This is a genomic window from Pantoea trifolii (assembly GCF_024506435.1).
Classification (GTDB): Bacteria; Pseudomonadota; Gammaproteobacteria; order Enterobacterales; family Enterobacteriaceae; genus Pantoea; species Pantoea trifolii.
In genome coordinates this window covers 2113599-2127019 of record NZ_JANIET010000001.1, presented here as the reverse complement: position 1 = coordinate 2127019, position 13421 = coordinate 2113599, and the positions used below count along the sequence as shown (strand labels likewise).

Here is a 13421-nt window from a genome sequence, read left to right as displayed (position 1 = left end):
GAGATGAAAAATGAACGACGTCTGAGGATCATGACCGCAGAAGGTGAACTCAGAGGCCTGATGGACGAAGATCTTTTTGTCTTCAAAGGAATACCTTACGCAGCCGCACCCACAGGCGCTTTACGCTGGCGACCGCCGCAGCCGGTGCAACCGTGGCAGGATGTGCGAGATGCAACTGAATGGGGCGCGGCAAGCTGGCAGAACCGTGACTATTGCGTGGCCGCTGGCGGTGGCGATCCCGGTCGCTTCAGTGAAGATTGTCTCTACCTCAATATCTGGACACCGGATGTCGAGCCATCGCGGCCGTTGCCGGTGATGGTCTGGTTGCACGGCGGCGGTTTTGCCATCGGCGCGGGCCATCTCGATCCCTATCGTGGCAAAGCGCTGGCGGCGCAAGGCGTCGTCGTCGTAACGCTCAACTATCGCCTTGGCCACTTCGGCTTCTTCTCTCATCCGGCGCTGGATGCGCAATATCCCGCCGGGCGCGTGATCAACAACTTTGCCTTACTCGATCAAATTGCCGCCTTGCAATGGATTCAGCGCAACATTCCTGCCTTTGGCGGCGATCGTAATAACGTGACGCTATTTGGTGAATCCTCCGGCGCGCGCAGCGTGTTATCGCTGTGCTGCTCGCCACTCTCCGAGGCGTTGTTTCACAAAGGCATTGTACAAAGCGCCTACAGCTTGCCCGACATCCCGCAAAAGCAGGCACAGCAAATCGGTTTGCAGGTGGCGGCGCATTTTTCTTTACCCGAAGATGCCAGCGCCGAGCAGCTGCGCGAGCTACCCGCCGAACAATTCTGGCCGTTAGAACGCCCGTTGGCGCTCGGCCCGGTGCCCATCAGCGGCGATGCGGTGTTGCCAAAACCGATGCTAACCACCTTCATGAGCGGTAAGCAGCATCGCATCCCGTTAATGATCGGCAGCAACAGTGATGAAGCCAGCGTGCTGGACTATTTTGGCGTGGATGCCACGGCGGTGTTGCGGCAGATGCGCAGTAAGAACCGCGTCAGTTATCGTCTGATGAAGTGGCTGTACGACATTCATGATGATGCGCTGCTGGGACGCGCGGTGGCGCGCGATATGGCGTTCACGGTGTTACCGTTTATGGTCGCTCAGGCGCAGCACAATATCGGCATGCCCGCATGGCGTTACTGGTTCGATTACGTCTCTGAAAATGTGCGCGATCTCTATCCGCACGGTACCTGGCACGGCAATGAAATTCCCTATGTCTTCAACACGCTGGATACGCTAACGCCGTCAGCGGAACGCAGCTACAGCGAGCAGGATAAAGCGTTCGCCGGCGCAGTTAGCGCCTATTGGGTCACCTTCGCGCGGGAAGCCAGCGAGTTCAGCGCGCACTTGCCCGGCGAGGTTGATTGGCCAGTCTGGCGACCGGGCAACGATCTGACGCTGGCGTTAGGCGATCAGGGCAAAGCCCAGGCGGTGGTAAAGGCGCGGTTTATGCGTGGACGGCTGCGTTTGTTCCGTTTAATGATGCGCAGCCACGTTAAGCTTTGATGAGCCTGCTAATGGTGTAAGCAGGCAAATGAATTTATAAGCCAAATTCTCGCCTATCTTGCTGATTAATCACAAAAGCGCCTTTTCCTCACCTGCGTCAGTAAGCAATTAATTAGCTTACAAAACCGTTACATTTTCCCCATCCGATGCCGATAAACGCAATATGCCCGATTTTTCGGGCCTCCTTCGCGTTTCACACCACGGGATTATGTATGGGTATCTTAAAAAATTTCACCATCCGCGCCGTATTGCTCACCATTCTTGGGCTGTTTTGCCTGCTGTGGTGTGCCGTTGGGCTGTTTAGCGTCCACTCACTGAACGCCCTCGGCGAGGGCAACGAGATTGACCGCCAGCTGGTTAATCAAATGACGGTTTTGAGCAAAGGAAACGATCAATATTTTCGTGTGGTTACGCGTCTGTCGCGTGTGATGGAAGGTCGTGCTGCGGGCAATGCAGTCAGTGCTGATGCATTCGCGCCGGTACAGCAAGCGCTCGACAATATGAAAAACCTGCTGGCGCAGTTTAAAGCCATGGCGCCGGGTCCGATGGACGCGGAGACCGCCAATAGCGTTATTGCCAACTGGCAAAAACTGCTGGATGAAGGTATCGCCCCGCAGGTTTCGTTGGCGCAGCAGGGCACGGTTGAAGCCTATCGGCGCGCAAGCCAATAACGTCACGCCGCCGCTGAGCCGCGCGTTTGGTGCCAGCGCTGAAGCCTTCAATAAAGCCGCTGGTAGCAAGCTGGATGAGACGCGCGTCATTGTTGATAAGCTCACCAGCATCACCAAAGTGATCATTCTGGTGGCGGTAGTGATTGGATTGTTCATCCTGCTGTTTACCGATCGCTATCTGGTGGCGATGCTGGTGAAACCGCTGGAACGCATCCGCAACCATTTCTCTATTATTGCGCAGGGCGATCTGAGCCAGCCGGTGGAAGAGTTTGGCCGTAACTGCGTCGGCAAACTGGTGCCACTGCTGCGTGCCATGCAGGACAGCCTGCGCGAAGCGGTAAGCGCGATTCGCAGTGGAACCGAAAACATTTATCGCGGCGCGGCGGAGATCTCCTCCGGCAACAACGATCTCTCTTCGCGCACCGAAGAGCAGGCGGCCGCACTGGAGCAAACGGCGGCCAGTATGGAGCAGTTGACCGCCACCGTGAAGTTCAACGCCGACAACGCGCGTCAGGCCAGTTCGCTGGCAGAAACTGCCACCGGCACCGCGCAGCAGGGCGGCAAGTTGGTGGGTGAGGTGGTTACCACCATGCAAGGCATCTCAGGCAGCTCGAAGAAGATCGCGGAAATCACCAGCGTGATTAATAGCATCGCCTTCCAGACCAACATCCTGGCGCTGAACGCTGCGGTGGAAGCCGCACGCGCCGGTGAACAGGGCCGTGGTTTTGCCGTGGTAGCCAGCGAGGTACGCAATCTGGCACAGCGCAGCGCCGGTGCGGCGAAAGAGATCGCCACACTGATTGAGGATTCCGTGCAGCGCGTGGAAAAAGGGTCGGAGCTGGTGAGCAGCGCGGGCAGCACCATGCACAACATTCTTAAGTCGGTGCAGGATGTGAATGAGATCATGAAGCACATTGCCGCAGCGTCGGAAGAGCAGAGCAAAGGCATTTCGCAGGTCGGCACCGCCGTCACCGAAATGGACAGCGTCACCCAACAGAACGCCTCGCTGGTTGAAGAGGTTTCTGCCGCCGCCAGCGCGCTGGAGCGTCAAACGCAGGAGCTGCAGGCTTCGGTGGCGAAATTCCGCTTGTCGGACAGCGCGCCGGTGAACAAGGCCGTGGTTTCGCCAACCGCGCTGCGTCGTCCGGTGTTGGCAGGCGCAGTTCCTACGCAGCCGAAACCGGCCTCTGACGAATGGGTCTCTTTCTAAACCTCTGATAACCACGCCACCAGTTCCGGCAGGAACGGTGGCGCATCTTTTTCTGCCTGCTGTAACAGGCTGTAGCTCGCGCCGGTGGCCACACTGGCGGCAAATGGCGCAATCAGTCGGCCATTCAACACATCGTTCTGCACTAAAGTCACATCCGCCACCGTGACGCCAAATCCCTGAATCGCGGCACTAATGGCTAGATCCATGGTAGCGAAATGCTGATTGCGCGCCATCGGTAATGCGGCATCCAATTCGGCCAGCCAAAGCTGCCAGTCGCGTGAATCCTGCGTTGGATGCAAAAAAGTAAACTTCGCCAGTTCGCCAATCTGGCTCGGCGGCGTGACGCTGCTGGCCATCACCGGCGTTAAACGCTCCTCAAACAGGCAAATCGATCCGGCGGGCGTTGGGCCAAACACAATCGCCGCGTCAAAATTATCCAACTGCGAGCCATGATCGAGCGTGGTGGTCAACGCCACGTGAATATCCGGACGCTGCTGTTCCAGCGCCACCAGACGCGGCACCAGCCAGCGCATGGCGCAGGTGGGCGCTTTCAGGCGAATGGCGGCGTTACTGCGGCTGGCTTTTTCTGTGGCATTCACCAGCATGGCAAAACCTTGCTTCAATTCCGGCAACAGCGCCGCGCCCTGTTCGGTGAGATGCAGGCCACGAGCGTGACGGATAAAAAGCGCGAATCCCAGCCAGCTTTCTAGCGTGGCGATTTTACGACTCACTGCGCCTTGGGTGATGCACAGTTCGCTGGCGGCTCGCGTCAGGTTGAGATGGCGCGCGGTCACCAGAAACGCGTGAATGGCATTGAGCGGCAGAGCAGAGCGGGACATAACAACCTCAAGCTATGATTTTTAATCATGGCTATTATGACAACAATTCGCTTGTCGACTCAAGCCGCACGCCGTTGAATAGAAATCTACTTTCGATACGTGGTTATGCAACCTCACGAGGCACCGATGACCCTGAATAGCAGTGTTAACCTCTCATCCAAACAGCCCGATGTCGGCACGACGATTTTTAGCGTCATCGGTCAGCTGTCGTCGCAACACAAAGCCATCAACCTGTCGCAGGGCGCACCCAACTTCCCGTGCGATCCGCACCTGGTTGAGCTGGTGAGTAAGGCGATGCGCGACGGTCATAACCAATACGCCTCAATGACCGGCCTGCCGTCACTGCGAGAAGCGCTGGCGCAGAAAGTGCACACACTTTATGGCCAGCAATATGATGCCGGTAGCGAAGTGCTGATCACCGGCAGTGCCAGCCAGGGCATTTACATGGCGATTTCCGCACTGGTGCATGCGGGTGATGAGGTGATTTTCTTCGAACCGGCTTTTGACAGCTACGCGCCGGTGGTCCGTCTGCAAGGCGCTACGCCGATTGGTCTGAAGTTGCAGGTACCTGATTTCGCCATCAACTGGGACGAACTGCGTGCCACCATTACGCCGCGCACCCGCATGATCATCATCAACACGCCGCACAATCCTAGCGCGCAAGTGCTGTCAGCGGCGGATCTGGATCAGTTAGCCGCGTTGACGCGCAACACCGATATCGTGGTGCTGTCTGACGAAGTCTACGAACATATTCTGTTTGATGGCCGTAAGCACTGCGGCATGGCAACGCATCCGGAACTGGCGCAGCGCAGCGTGGTGGTTTCCTCCTTCGGCAAAACCTTCCACGTAACCGGTTGGCGTGTGGGTTATGCGCTGGCACCGGCAGCGCTGATGGAAGAGATCGTCAAAGTCCATCAGTTCATGATGTACGCCGCCGATACGCCGATGCAGGTCGGTTTTGCTCACTATCTGCAAAACCCGCAAAACTATCTGCAGCTGTCGCCGTTCTATCAGGAAAAACGCGATCGCCTGCTGACGTTGATGCAGGATTCGCCATTTAAGCTGCTACCGAGTGCCGGTTCGTTCTTTATATTGGCCAGTTACGGACATTTCAGTGACGAAAGTGATAGCGAAATGGTAAAACGTCTCATCGTCGATCACGGTGTGGCCACCATTCCGTTGTCGGCGTTTTATATGGACGGCACTGACAATAAATTAATTCGCCTGTCATTCGCAAAAGACGACGCAACACTTCAGGCCGGTGCAGAAGCGCTCTGCCAGGTCAAAGGGTAACTTAGGGGTAAATATAATGAAAAAATTGAACGCACTGTTTGTCGCTCTGGGCATGCTGACCTCGGCGCACGCGCTGGCGCAGGAAACCTTACGCTATGGTCTGGAATCGCAGTATCCGCCATTTGAGAGCCGCAACGCGCAGGGCGAACTGGAAGGTTTCGATATCGAACTGGGTAAAGCGATTTGCCAGGTAGGTCACTTCGACTGTAAATGGGTGGAAAGCAGCTTTGATGCCCTGATTCCGGCTCTGCAGGCGAAAAAATTTGATGCTATCAACTCAGCGATGAACATCACTGAAGCGCGTGCAAAAAGCATCGACTTCACCAAACCGATCTACCGCATTCCGACCATGCTGATCGTGAAAGAGGGCGAGAAGCTGCTGCCAACCGCCGAATCACTGAAAGGCAAAAACATCGGGGTGCTGCAGGGTTCGATCCAGGAAACCTATGCCAAGAAGCACTGGGAAGCGCAGGGCGTTACAGTGACCTCTTATCAGGATCAGAACCAGGTTTACAACGACATGGTTGCCGGTCGTCTTGACGGCACGCTGGTGATGTCAGCTGCCGGTCAATCGGGCTTCCTCGAAAAGCCGCAGGGTAAAGGTTTCGCCTTTGCCGGCAAGCCGGTAGAAGATGACACTATTCTCGGCACCGGTATCGGTTTTGGCCTGCGTAAAGGCGATGACAAACTGAAACAAGAGTTGGATGCGGCGATCACCAAGGTGCAAGCCGATGGCACCGTCACCAAGCTGGCGGCGAAATTCTTCCCTGGGATTGATGTTTCAGCCAGCAAATAACGTTAAAAAGGTCGCCATGTTTGGCGACCCCAATCCAACCGTAAGGTCGTCATTTATGACGACCTTTTTCTTTTATTTCGCGGCTAAATAACACAACGCTTCTGCCACCTGATACGACTTCACAAACGAGGGAACCGGTAAAAATTCAAAGCGCGAATGAAAATTGTGCGCGCCGGTGAAGAAGTTCGGCGTCAGTAATCCTTTGGCTGACAGCGCAGCACCGTCGGTGCCGCCGCGCATCGGGATCACTTTCGGCTCCACGCCCACCTGCTGCAGCGCGGCAAAAATCAAATCAATCGCGCGACGATCCTCGCCAATCGCATTACTGATATTGCTGTAAGTATCGTTAATCGTCAGCGCGACATGGCCGGTGGGATAACGCGCAGCAATTTCGTCGGCCACTTCCACCAGTTGCTGTTTCTTCGCATCAAAGCCCTGCAAATCAAAATCACGAATCGAGGCTTTCAACACCGCGCGGCTGGCGTTGGCATTCATATCATTGAACCAGATATAGCCTTCGCGGCCTTCGGTATGTTCAGGGGTTTTTAAGCGATCAAAGCGCGAGATGAAGTCATGCGCCATCAGCAGCGGATTGACCAACACGCCTTTGCCCGACATCGGATGCGCTGGTACGCCGGTAAACACCAGCTCAGCGGCGGCGGCATTGAAGTTTTCATACACTACTTCACCCAGCTCGCAGCAGTCGATAGTCCACGCGAAATCGACGTTAAAGCGCTGCTCCAGATCGAGCGCTTTGGCGCCGCGCAGGCCAATCTCCTCATCGGGCACAAATGCCACCACGATATCACCGTGATCGCCACGCAGGTTCTCCAGCAGCGTCATCACCACCGTGACGGCGGCTTTGTTGTCGGCGCCCAGCACGCTGGTGCCGTCGCTGAAGATAATCTCCTGACCAAGATAGGGCTTGATTTCCGGATGTTCCGCCACGCGCAGCCAGATGTCCTGCGTGCTGTTAAGGCACAGATCTTCACCGGTGAACGTGAGAGTTTGCGGATGGATATCCGGCGAGAGGCCAACATCCACGGTATCGATATGGGTGATAAAACCGATACGCGGCGCATCGGGACGATTGCCGGGTTTCACCGCCGTGACCGTAGCGTGCTGGTCAATCACAATATCCTGCAATCCCAGTTCGCCCAGCTCCTTTGCCAGTAACTCCGCCATCGCATGTTGGGACGGCGTACTCGGCAGCGTAGTTGATTTGGCATCGCTCTGGCTGGAAACCGCCAGATAACGGTAGAAACGCTGGGTCAATTGGCTGGCAAGTTGGTCTGTCATCACAATTCCTTATTAGCATTGCGGCGTCTGTAGTACGCGTGCTGGTTAAATCATGTTATTTATTAATCAGATGAACATTAAATAACGAAGCAGACTCATGGAAGTCAATAAAAAGCGAGGATCATGATGAAAAAAATGATGGCAAATCTCACTCTCACGGCAATCGGCTTGGCGGTTGCGGGCGGGGTTTCGGCAAAAACGTTGGTTTACTGTTCTGAAGGATCGCCAGAGAACTTCAACCCGCAGTTGTACACCTCGGGAACCAGCGTCGATGCCAGCGCAGTGCCGATATTTAACCGCCTGGTGGACTTTACGCCCGGCACCACCGAACTGGTGCCCAGCCTCGCTGAGAGCTGGGATATCAGCCCGGATGGCAAGGTCTACACCTTCCATCTACGCAAAGGGGTGAAATTCCAGAGCAACAAGCTGTTTAAGCCATCGCGCGATTTTAATGCCGATGACGTGATCTTCTCGTTTATGCGCCAGATGGACCCCAAAAACCCGTACCACAATGTCTCTGGTGGTAACTACACCAACTTTGAAAGCCTTGAGCTGGCCAAGCTGATCACCAGCATTGAAAAAGTCGATGACAATACTGTGCGCATCACCTTAGCTCACGCTGAAGCGCCATTCCTCGCCGATTTGGCGTGGTATTTTGCCTCGATTCATTCGGCAGAATACGCCGACCAGATGTTAAAAGCCGGCACGCCGGAGAAGGTCGATATGGAGCCGATTGGCACCGGACCGTTTGAGCTGGTGCAGTATCAAAAAGATTCACGCATCCTCTACAAAGCCTTCCCGGAATACTGGCAGGGCAAGGCGAAGCTCGATCGCATTGTCTTCTCCATCACGCCGGACGCCTCGGTGCGTTACGCCAAGCTGGAAAAAAACGAATGCCAGATTATGCCGTTCCCCAATCCGGCCGATCTGGAGAAGATGCGCACCAATCCCGATTTAACGCTGCAACAGAAATCGGGCCTGAATACCGGTTTCCTGTCGTTCAACACTACCAAAGCGCCGCTGGATAACGTGAAGGTGCGTCAGGCGCTGGCGATGGCGATCAACAAGCAAGCTATTATCGATGCCATCTTTAAAGGCACCGGCACGGTGGCGAAAAACATCCTGCCGCCGGACGTGTGGAGTGCGGATAAAGATCTTAAGGATTACGACTACGATCCTGAGAAAGCCAAAGCGCTGCTGCAGGAAGCTGGAATTAAGCCAGGCACCGAAATCGCCTTGTGGGCGATGCCGGTTCAGCGACCGTATAACCCGAATGCGCGACGAATGGCAGAGATGATCCAGGCGGATTGGGCCAAAGTGGGCATCAAAGCCAATATCGTCAGCTATGAGTGGGGCGAATACCTTAAGCGCGTGAAAGGCGGCGAACATCAGGCGGCGCTGATGGGCTGGACCACCGCGACCGGCGATCCGGATAACTTCTTCGGCCCGCTCTACAGCTGCACTTCAGCGAATGGCGGCTCCAACTCATCGAAATGGTGTTATCAGCCGTTCGAGAAGATTATCACCGAAGCGCGTGCCGAGCAGAATCACGACAAACGCGTAGTGCTGTACCAGCAAGCGCAGCAGATCATGCATGACCAAATGCCCGCGGTGATGATTGCGCACTCAACCATCTTTGAGCCGGTACGCAAGTCGGTGAGCGGTTATCAGGTCGATCCGTTCGGTAAACACATCTTCTATCCGGTGGATATCAAGAACTGAGTTACGGCTTCCAACGCTGGCGCAGCGGTTCCTCTAACGCGTCCAGCTGTTGCAGCAAAAAAGAGAGAAACACATTCAGGGCGGCACTGCGAGGTCGCCCTGATTGCGTCTGCAGTTGCAAAGTGCGCTGGCTCAGCTGATCGATGCCCACTGAGCGCAAAATCAAACCGTGCGTTTCAGCCTCCTGCAGCACAGTAAAGGCGCTACAAATGGTCACCGCCTGCGGCGTACGCAGCAGGAATTGAAACAGCATCGAGAAGGTATCACAGGTCATCACCGGCTCAACCAGGCTGCCATTCATGTGGCTGGCAAGCTCAAACAGTTGCCGCACGGTGGTGTTTTGCTGCGGTAAGGCCAGCGGATAGTGGCTGAGATCGGCGAGCGTGACCTGCGGCGCAGTAGCCAGCGGATGCGTTTGATGCATAACGATTAATACCGGTGCCGGCCACGAACCCATCACTTCGACGCCGCGTTCCGCGTGCAGACTAAACTGCAGCGCTACGTCACACTCGCCGTTGCGCAGCGCTTCCGCCACGCCTTGGGTGCTGGCGACTTTCACATCAAACAGCACGCCCGGATTATCATTGCGAAAATCCGCGATTAAACGGGGTAGCAGCGTAAACGCCAGCCCATCGGTGCAGGCGACGCGAATCAATGTACGGCGCACCGCTTTCAGCCCCTTAATCTCCGCCAACGCGTACTCCATATCCAGCAGGTTCTTACGTACGTGATGCGCGAAAATCTCGCCCGCTTCATTCAACACCATGCCGCGCGCATGACGTGCAAACAGCGGCACGCCAACCTGATTCTCCAGCCGCTGAATTTGCCGACTGATCGCCGACACCGCCACAAACAGCTGTTCGCTGGCGGCGCTGAGCGAGCCGGTATTGGCCACGGCGAGAAAATAGCGGATTTCACTGCTTAACATGCGGGTGCCTCATGGTGGTGCATGCCTCGAAATTGGGCAGGCTAGCTTTGCCATAAAAGCAAATCTTACTCGATAAATTGATAATTGTGGCAAAGCAGCGTTTCCGCAAAGATGAATCAACGACAAAACAATAAAAGACAGGGCAAACATGACAGCACAACAGGCGGTTCAACAGGCCACCGCGTATTTTGACAGCGGGGAATTTCAACGTATTTTGGCGCGTCGCGTGGCGCAACGCACCGAAAGCCAGCGCGAGGATCGTGACAGCGAACTACAGCGTTATTTGCAGGATGAGATCGGCCCGCAGCTGATTGCACTGGGCTTTACCTTGCATTTCATCGACAACCCGGAGGCCGCTAATCGACCGTTCCTCGTGGCGGTACGCATCGAAGACCCAATGCTGCCAACCTTGCTCAGCTATGGTCACGGCGATGTGGTGTTTGGTGATGATGAAAACTGGCGCGACGGCTTATCGCCGTGGCAGATGGTTGAAGAGGGCGATCGCTGGTATGCGCGCGGTAGCGCGGATAACAAGGGCCAGCACTGCGTCAATCTGGCGGCGCTGGAGCAGGTGTATCAGTTGCGCGGTGGAAGCCTGGGCTTCAACTGCAAAATGCTGTTCGAGATGGGCGAAGAGATCAGCTCGCCGGGATTGGCGCAGTTATGCCAGCAGCATGGCGAGCTGCTGCAAGCCGATCTGTTTATCGCCTCAGACGGTCCGCGCCTCAACGCGATTCGTCCCACGCTGTTCCTGGGCTCACGCGGCGCGGTTAACTTCCGTTTGACTGTCAACGCGCGTGACAACGCTTATCACTCTGGCAACTGGGGCGGATTGTTGAGCAATCCGGGTACGCAGTTGGCCAACGCCATCGCCTCGCTGGTCAACGCGCAGGGCGTGTTGCAGGTTGAGGCGCTAAAACCCAACTCTTTGACGCCGCAGGTACGCGATATTCTCGGCGATATCGAGGTCGGCGGCATGCCGGGCGATCCCGATATTGACGTGAACTGGGGCGAACCGGGACTGACGCCAACCGAACGCCTGTATGGCTGGAACACGCTGGAAGTGTTGTCATTCCTGACCGGCAATCCGGCGCGTCCAATGAATGCGATTCCGGGCAGCGCTACGGCGGTTTGTCAGCTGCGTTTTGTGGTGGGCACCGATTGGGAAAACCTCGCCCAGCATGTGCGCACCCATCTGCATCAGCACGGTTTTGACTATGTGGACGTGGAGTTTATGCGCGGATCGCCCGCGACACGCCTTGATCCCACCGATCCGCTGGTCAATTGGGTGCTGACCAGCATGGCGGAAACCAGCGGCAAGAAACCGGCGCTGCTGCCTAATCTCGGCGGCTCGCTGCCCAATGAAGTGTTCTCGGACATTCTCGGCTTGCCCACCTTGTGGGTGCCGCACTCGTATCCGGCCTGCGGCCAGCATGGCGTTAACGAGCATCTGTTGAAATCGATTGCCCGCGAGGGTTTGCAGATTATGACGCGTCTGCTGTGGGATCTGGGCGAGCAGGGAACAGAACTGGTGGCGCAGCATCGTGCGCACGTTGGAGGTGGCCAATGAGTACATTGAATACGGCGATGCCGTTGAGCGCGGCAAAACCCAATCTGCACAAAACGCTGTTCGCCACCTGTATTGGTAATGCGCTGGAGTGGTTTGATATCGCTGTATACGGCTTTTTTGCCAGCTATATTGCGCATGCCTTCTTTCCCACCAGCGATCCGTCGGTCTCGATGTTGCTGACCTTTGGCAGCTTTGGTGTGTCATTCCTGATTCGTCCGCTGGGCGCGATTGTGCTGGGCAACTATGCCGATCGTCACGGTCGTAAAAAAGCGCTGCTGTTATCGATTAACCTGATGATGCTCGGCGGCGCGGTCATCACCTTTATGCCGAGCTACAGCAGCATTGGGCTGATGGCACCGCTGCTGATTTTGCTGGCGCGTCTGGTGCAGGGGTTCTCTGCCGGCGGCGAATTTGGCAGCTCGACGGCGTTCCTGGTTGAGCATTTCCCGGAGCGTAAAGCCTTTATCGCCAGCTGGCAGTTCGCCACGCAGGGCGCCAGTACATTGATGGCGTCGGCGTTTGGCCTTGGATTGACGCAGATTCTCAGCGAAAGCCAGATTCAGGAATGGGGATGGCGTATTCCCTTCGCCTTCGGCCTGCTGATAGGTCCGCTGGGGATCTATATCCGCCGTCACGTACATGAACCGGCGAGCTTTGCTGAGCACAAACCGGAAGCCGCGCCGCTAAAAAGTCTGTTTGGCCGCCAGAAGGAGTTGATGCTGTTGGCAATTGGCCTGATGGTGATCTCGACTGCGGTGAACTACATGCTCAACTACGTGCCGACTTACGCCACTAAAAACCTGCACTTGTCAGGCAGCGTAGCGTTTACCGCCACCTTGTTGGCGGGCGTGATTCTGACGGTGGTCACGCCAATCATGGGGTTATGGGCAGAGCGCGTAGGGCGCGTGCCGCTGATGTGGGGATCGTTGATTCTGCTGATCGTGACTATCTATCCGGCATTTAAGCTGGTGGTTGATCACACCACGCCGACTACCCTGATTTTACTGGTGTGCTGGATGGCGCTACTGAAGTCGATCTATTTCTCAACAGTGCCGTCGGTGATGGCGGATCTGTTCCCGATTGGTACGCGCGCCAGCGGCATGGCGATCAGCTATAACGTGGCGGTTACCGTATTTGGTGGCTTTGCACCGCTGATTTGTACACTGCTGATTAGCGCGACCGGCACCAGTCTGGCGCCCGGCTATTATCTGATGGCGATGTCGGTGTTAAGCGGCCTGGCGCTGCTGCGCAGCCAGAAGCGCGTTTCATAAAGGTTTCAGGTGCGCAAGGATGCGCACCTGGTCGGCATGAATGGCGTCATACTTGCCAGTTAAGAAACCATTTTGCTTTAAATCTGGTGCGGGCTCTGACACATCTGCTGCGTCATGGGCCGTCCTCGCGCCGCTAACGCGGTGCCTTCGGCTTCCACGTCGTGCCAACGGACCGTTCGCGGATCGGCCGTCCTGGCCGCCCCGAACTGCCTCACGCATCCATGCGTGAGGCTCCTGGCCCAACGTAAAAGCCTCAGCGCTGCGGATAGCCCTTTTGCCGCAGCAGACGCGCCAGAGTCTC

The 13421-nt window shown here is 56.2% G+C and carries 9 protein-coding genes and 1 pseudogene; 7 read left to right on the top strand and 3 right to left on the bottom strand.

Features of this window, described 5'->3' with window-relative positions; genetic code table 11:
- The first annotated feature begins 3 nt into the window (after positions 1–3).
- Together NQH49_RS09890 and NQH49_RS09880 are read left to right on the top strand one after the other, a co-directional pair.
- Positions 4–1521 (top strand): carboxylesterase/lipase family protein, encoded by a 1518-nt coding sequence (locus NQH49_RS09890; protein WP_256696508.1) that lies wholly within the window; start codon positions 4–6, stop codon positions 1519–1521.
- 212 nt (positions 1522–1733) lie between these two features.
- Positions 1734–3402, top strand: a pseudogene (locus NQH49_RS09880) (methyl-accepting chemotaxis protein).
- On the opposite strand, the gene NQH49_RS09875 reads toward NQH49_RS09880, so the two are convergent.
- On the bottom strand, positions 3399–4241 hold the full coding sequence (locus NQH49_RS09875) for a LysR family transcriptional regulator (RefSeq protein WP_256696506.1): 843 nt from the start codon (positions 4239–4241) through the stop codon (positions 3399–3401). The pseudogene NQH49_RS09880 and the gene NQH49_RS09875 sit on opposite strands and share 4 nt — an antisense overlap.
- 126 nt (positions 4242–4367) lie before the next feature.
- Between NQH49_RS09875 and NQH49_RS09870 the strand changes: the two genes are divergently transcribed.
- Together NQH49_RS09870 and NQH49_RS09865 are read left to right on the top strand one after the other, a co-directional pair.
- A complete protein-coding gene (locus tag NQH49_RS09870) occupies positions 4368–5534 on the top strand; it encodes a methionine aminotransferase (RefSeq protein WP_256696505.1) in 1167 nt (388 codons plus the stop codon).
- A gap of 16 nt (positions 5535–5550) precedes the next feature.
- Entirely contained in the window at positions 5551–6330 is a 780-nt protein-coding gene (locus tag NQH49_RS09865) for a transporter substrate-binding domain-containing protein (protein ID WP_256696504.1), read from the top strand.
- Between the two features lie 72 nt (positions 6331–6402).
- Here the strand turns inward: NQH49_RS09865 and pepT are convergent, their stop codons facing one another.
- A complete protein-coding gene (gene pepT / locus NQH49_RS09860; RefSeq protein WP_154156221.1) occupies positions 6403–7629 on the bottom strand; it encodes a peptidase T in 1227 nt (408 codons plus the stop codon).
- 126 nt (positions 7630–7755) lie between these two features.
- On the opposite strand from pepT, the gene NQH49_RS09855 reads away from it, so the two are divergent.
- On the top strand, positions 7756–9351 hold the full coding sequence (locus tag NQH49_RS09855; protein ID WP_256698411.1) for an ABC transporter substrate-binding protein: 1596 nt from the start codon (positions 7756–7758) through the stop codon (positions 9349–9351).
- A gap of 1 nt (position 9352) precedes the next feature.
- Here NQH49_RS09855 and NQH49_RS09850 read toward each other — a convergent pair whose 3' ends face one another.
- The gene (locus NQH49_RS09850; RefSeq protein ID WP_008108854.1) at positions 9353–10279 is read right to left on the bottom strand and encodes a LysR family transcriptional regulator; all 927 of its coding nucleotides are present in this window, start codon (positions 10277–10279) and stop codon (positions 9353–9355) included.
- Positions 10280–10427: 148 nt separating this feature from the next.
- Here NQH49_RS09850 and NQH49_RS09845 point away from each other — a divergent pair, with 148 nt between their 5' ends.
- Both NQH49_RS09845 and NQH49_RS09840 read left to right on the top strand, forming a co-directional pair.
- Positions 10428–11849 carry a M20 family metallopeptidase gene (locus tag NQH49_RS09845; protein ID WP_256696503.1) on the top strand — a complete coding sequence of 474 codons (1422 nt, stop codon included), beginning with the start codon at positions 10428–10430 and terminating at the stop codon, positions 11847–11849.
- Positions 11846–13120, top strand: coding sequence for an MFS transporter (locus NQH49_RS09840; RefSeq protein ID WP_256696502.1), 1275 nt, complete (start codon positions 11846–11848; stop codon positions 13118–13120). The genes NQH49_RS09845 and NQH49_RS09840 overlap by 4 nt, the downstream gene beginning before the upstream one ends.
- Positions 13121–13421 lie beyond the last annotated feature (301 nt).

Excerpts from the sequence above, each read along its gene's own strand:
- NQH49_RS09890 (WP_256696508.1), top strand. The coding sequence starts at position 4 with ATGAAAAATGAACGACGTCTGAGGATCATGACCGCAGAAGGTGAACTC.
- NQH49_RS09875 (WP_256696506.1), bottom strand. The coding sequence starts at position 4,241 with ATGTCCCGCTCTGCTCTGCCGCTCAATGCCATTCACGCGTTTCTGGTG.
- NQH49_RS09870 (WP_256696505.1), top strand. The coding sequence starts at position 4,368 with ATGACCCTGAATAGCAGTGTTAACCTCTCATCCAAACAGCCCGATGTC.
- NQH49_RS09865 (WP_256696504.1), top strand. The coding sequence starts at position 5,551 with ATGAAAAAATTGAACGCACTGTTTGTCGCTCTGGGCATGCTGACCTCG.
- pepT (WP_154156221.1), bottom strand. The coding sequence starts at position 7,629 with ATGACAGACCAACTTGCCAGCCAATTGACCCAGCGTTTCTACCGTTAT.
- NQH49_RS09855 (WP_256698411.1), top strand. The coding sequence starts at position 7,756 with ATGAAAAAAATGATGGCAAATCTCACTCTCACGGCAATCGGCTTGGCG.
- NQH49_RS09850 (WP_008108854.1), bottom strand. The coding sequence starts at position 10,279 with ATGTTAAGCAGTGAAATCCGCTATTTTCTCGCCGTGGCCAATACCGGC.
- NQH49_RS09845 (WP_256696503.1), top strand. The coding sequence starts at position 10,428 with ATGACAGCACAACAGGCGGTTCAACAGGCCACCGCGTATTTTGACAGC.
- NQH49_RS09840 (WP_256696502.1), top strand. The coding sequence starts at position 11,846 with ATGAGTACATTGAATACGGCGATGCCGTTGAGCGCGGCAAAACCCAAT.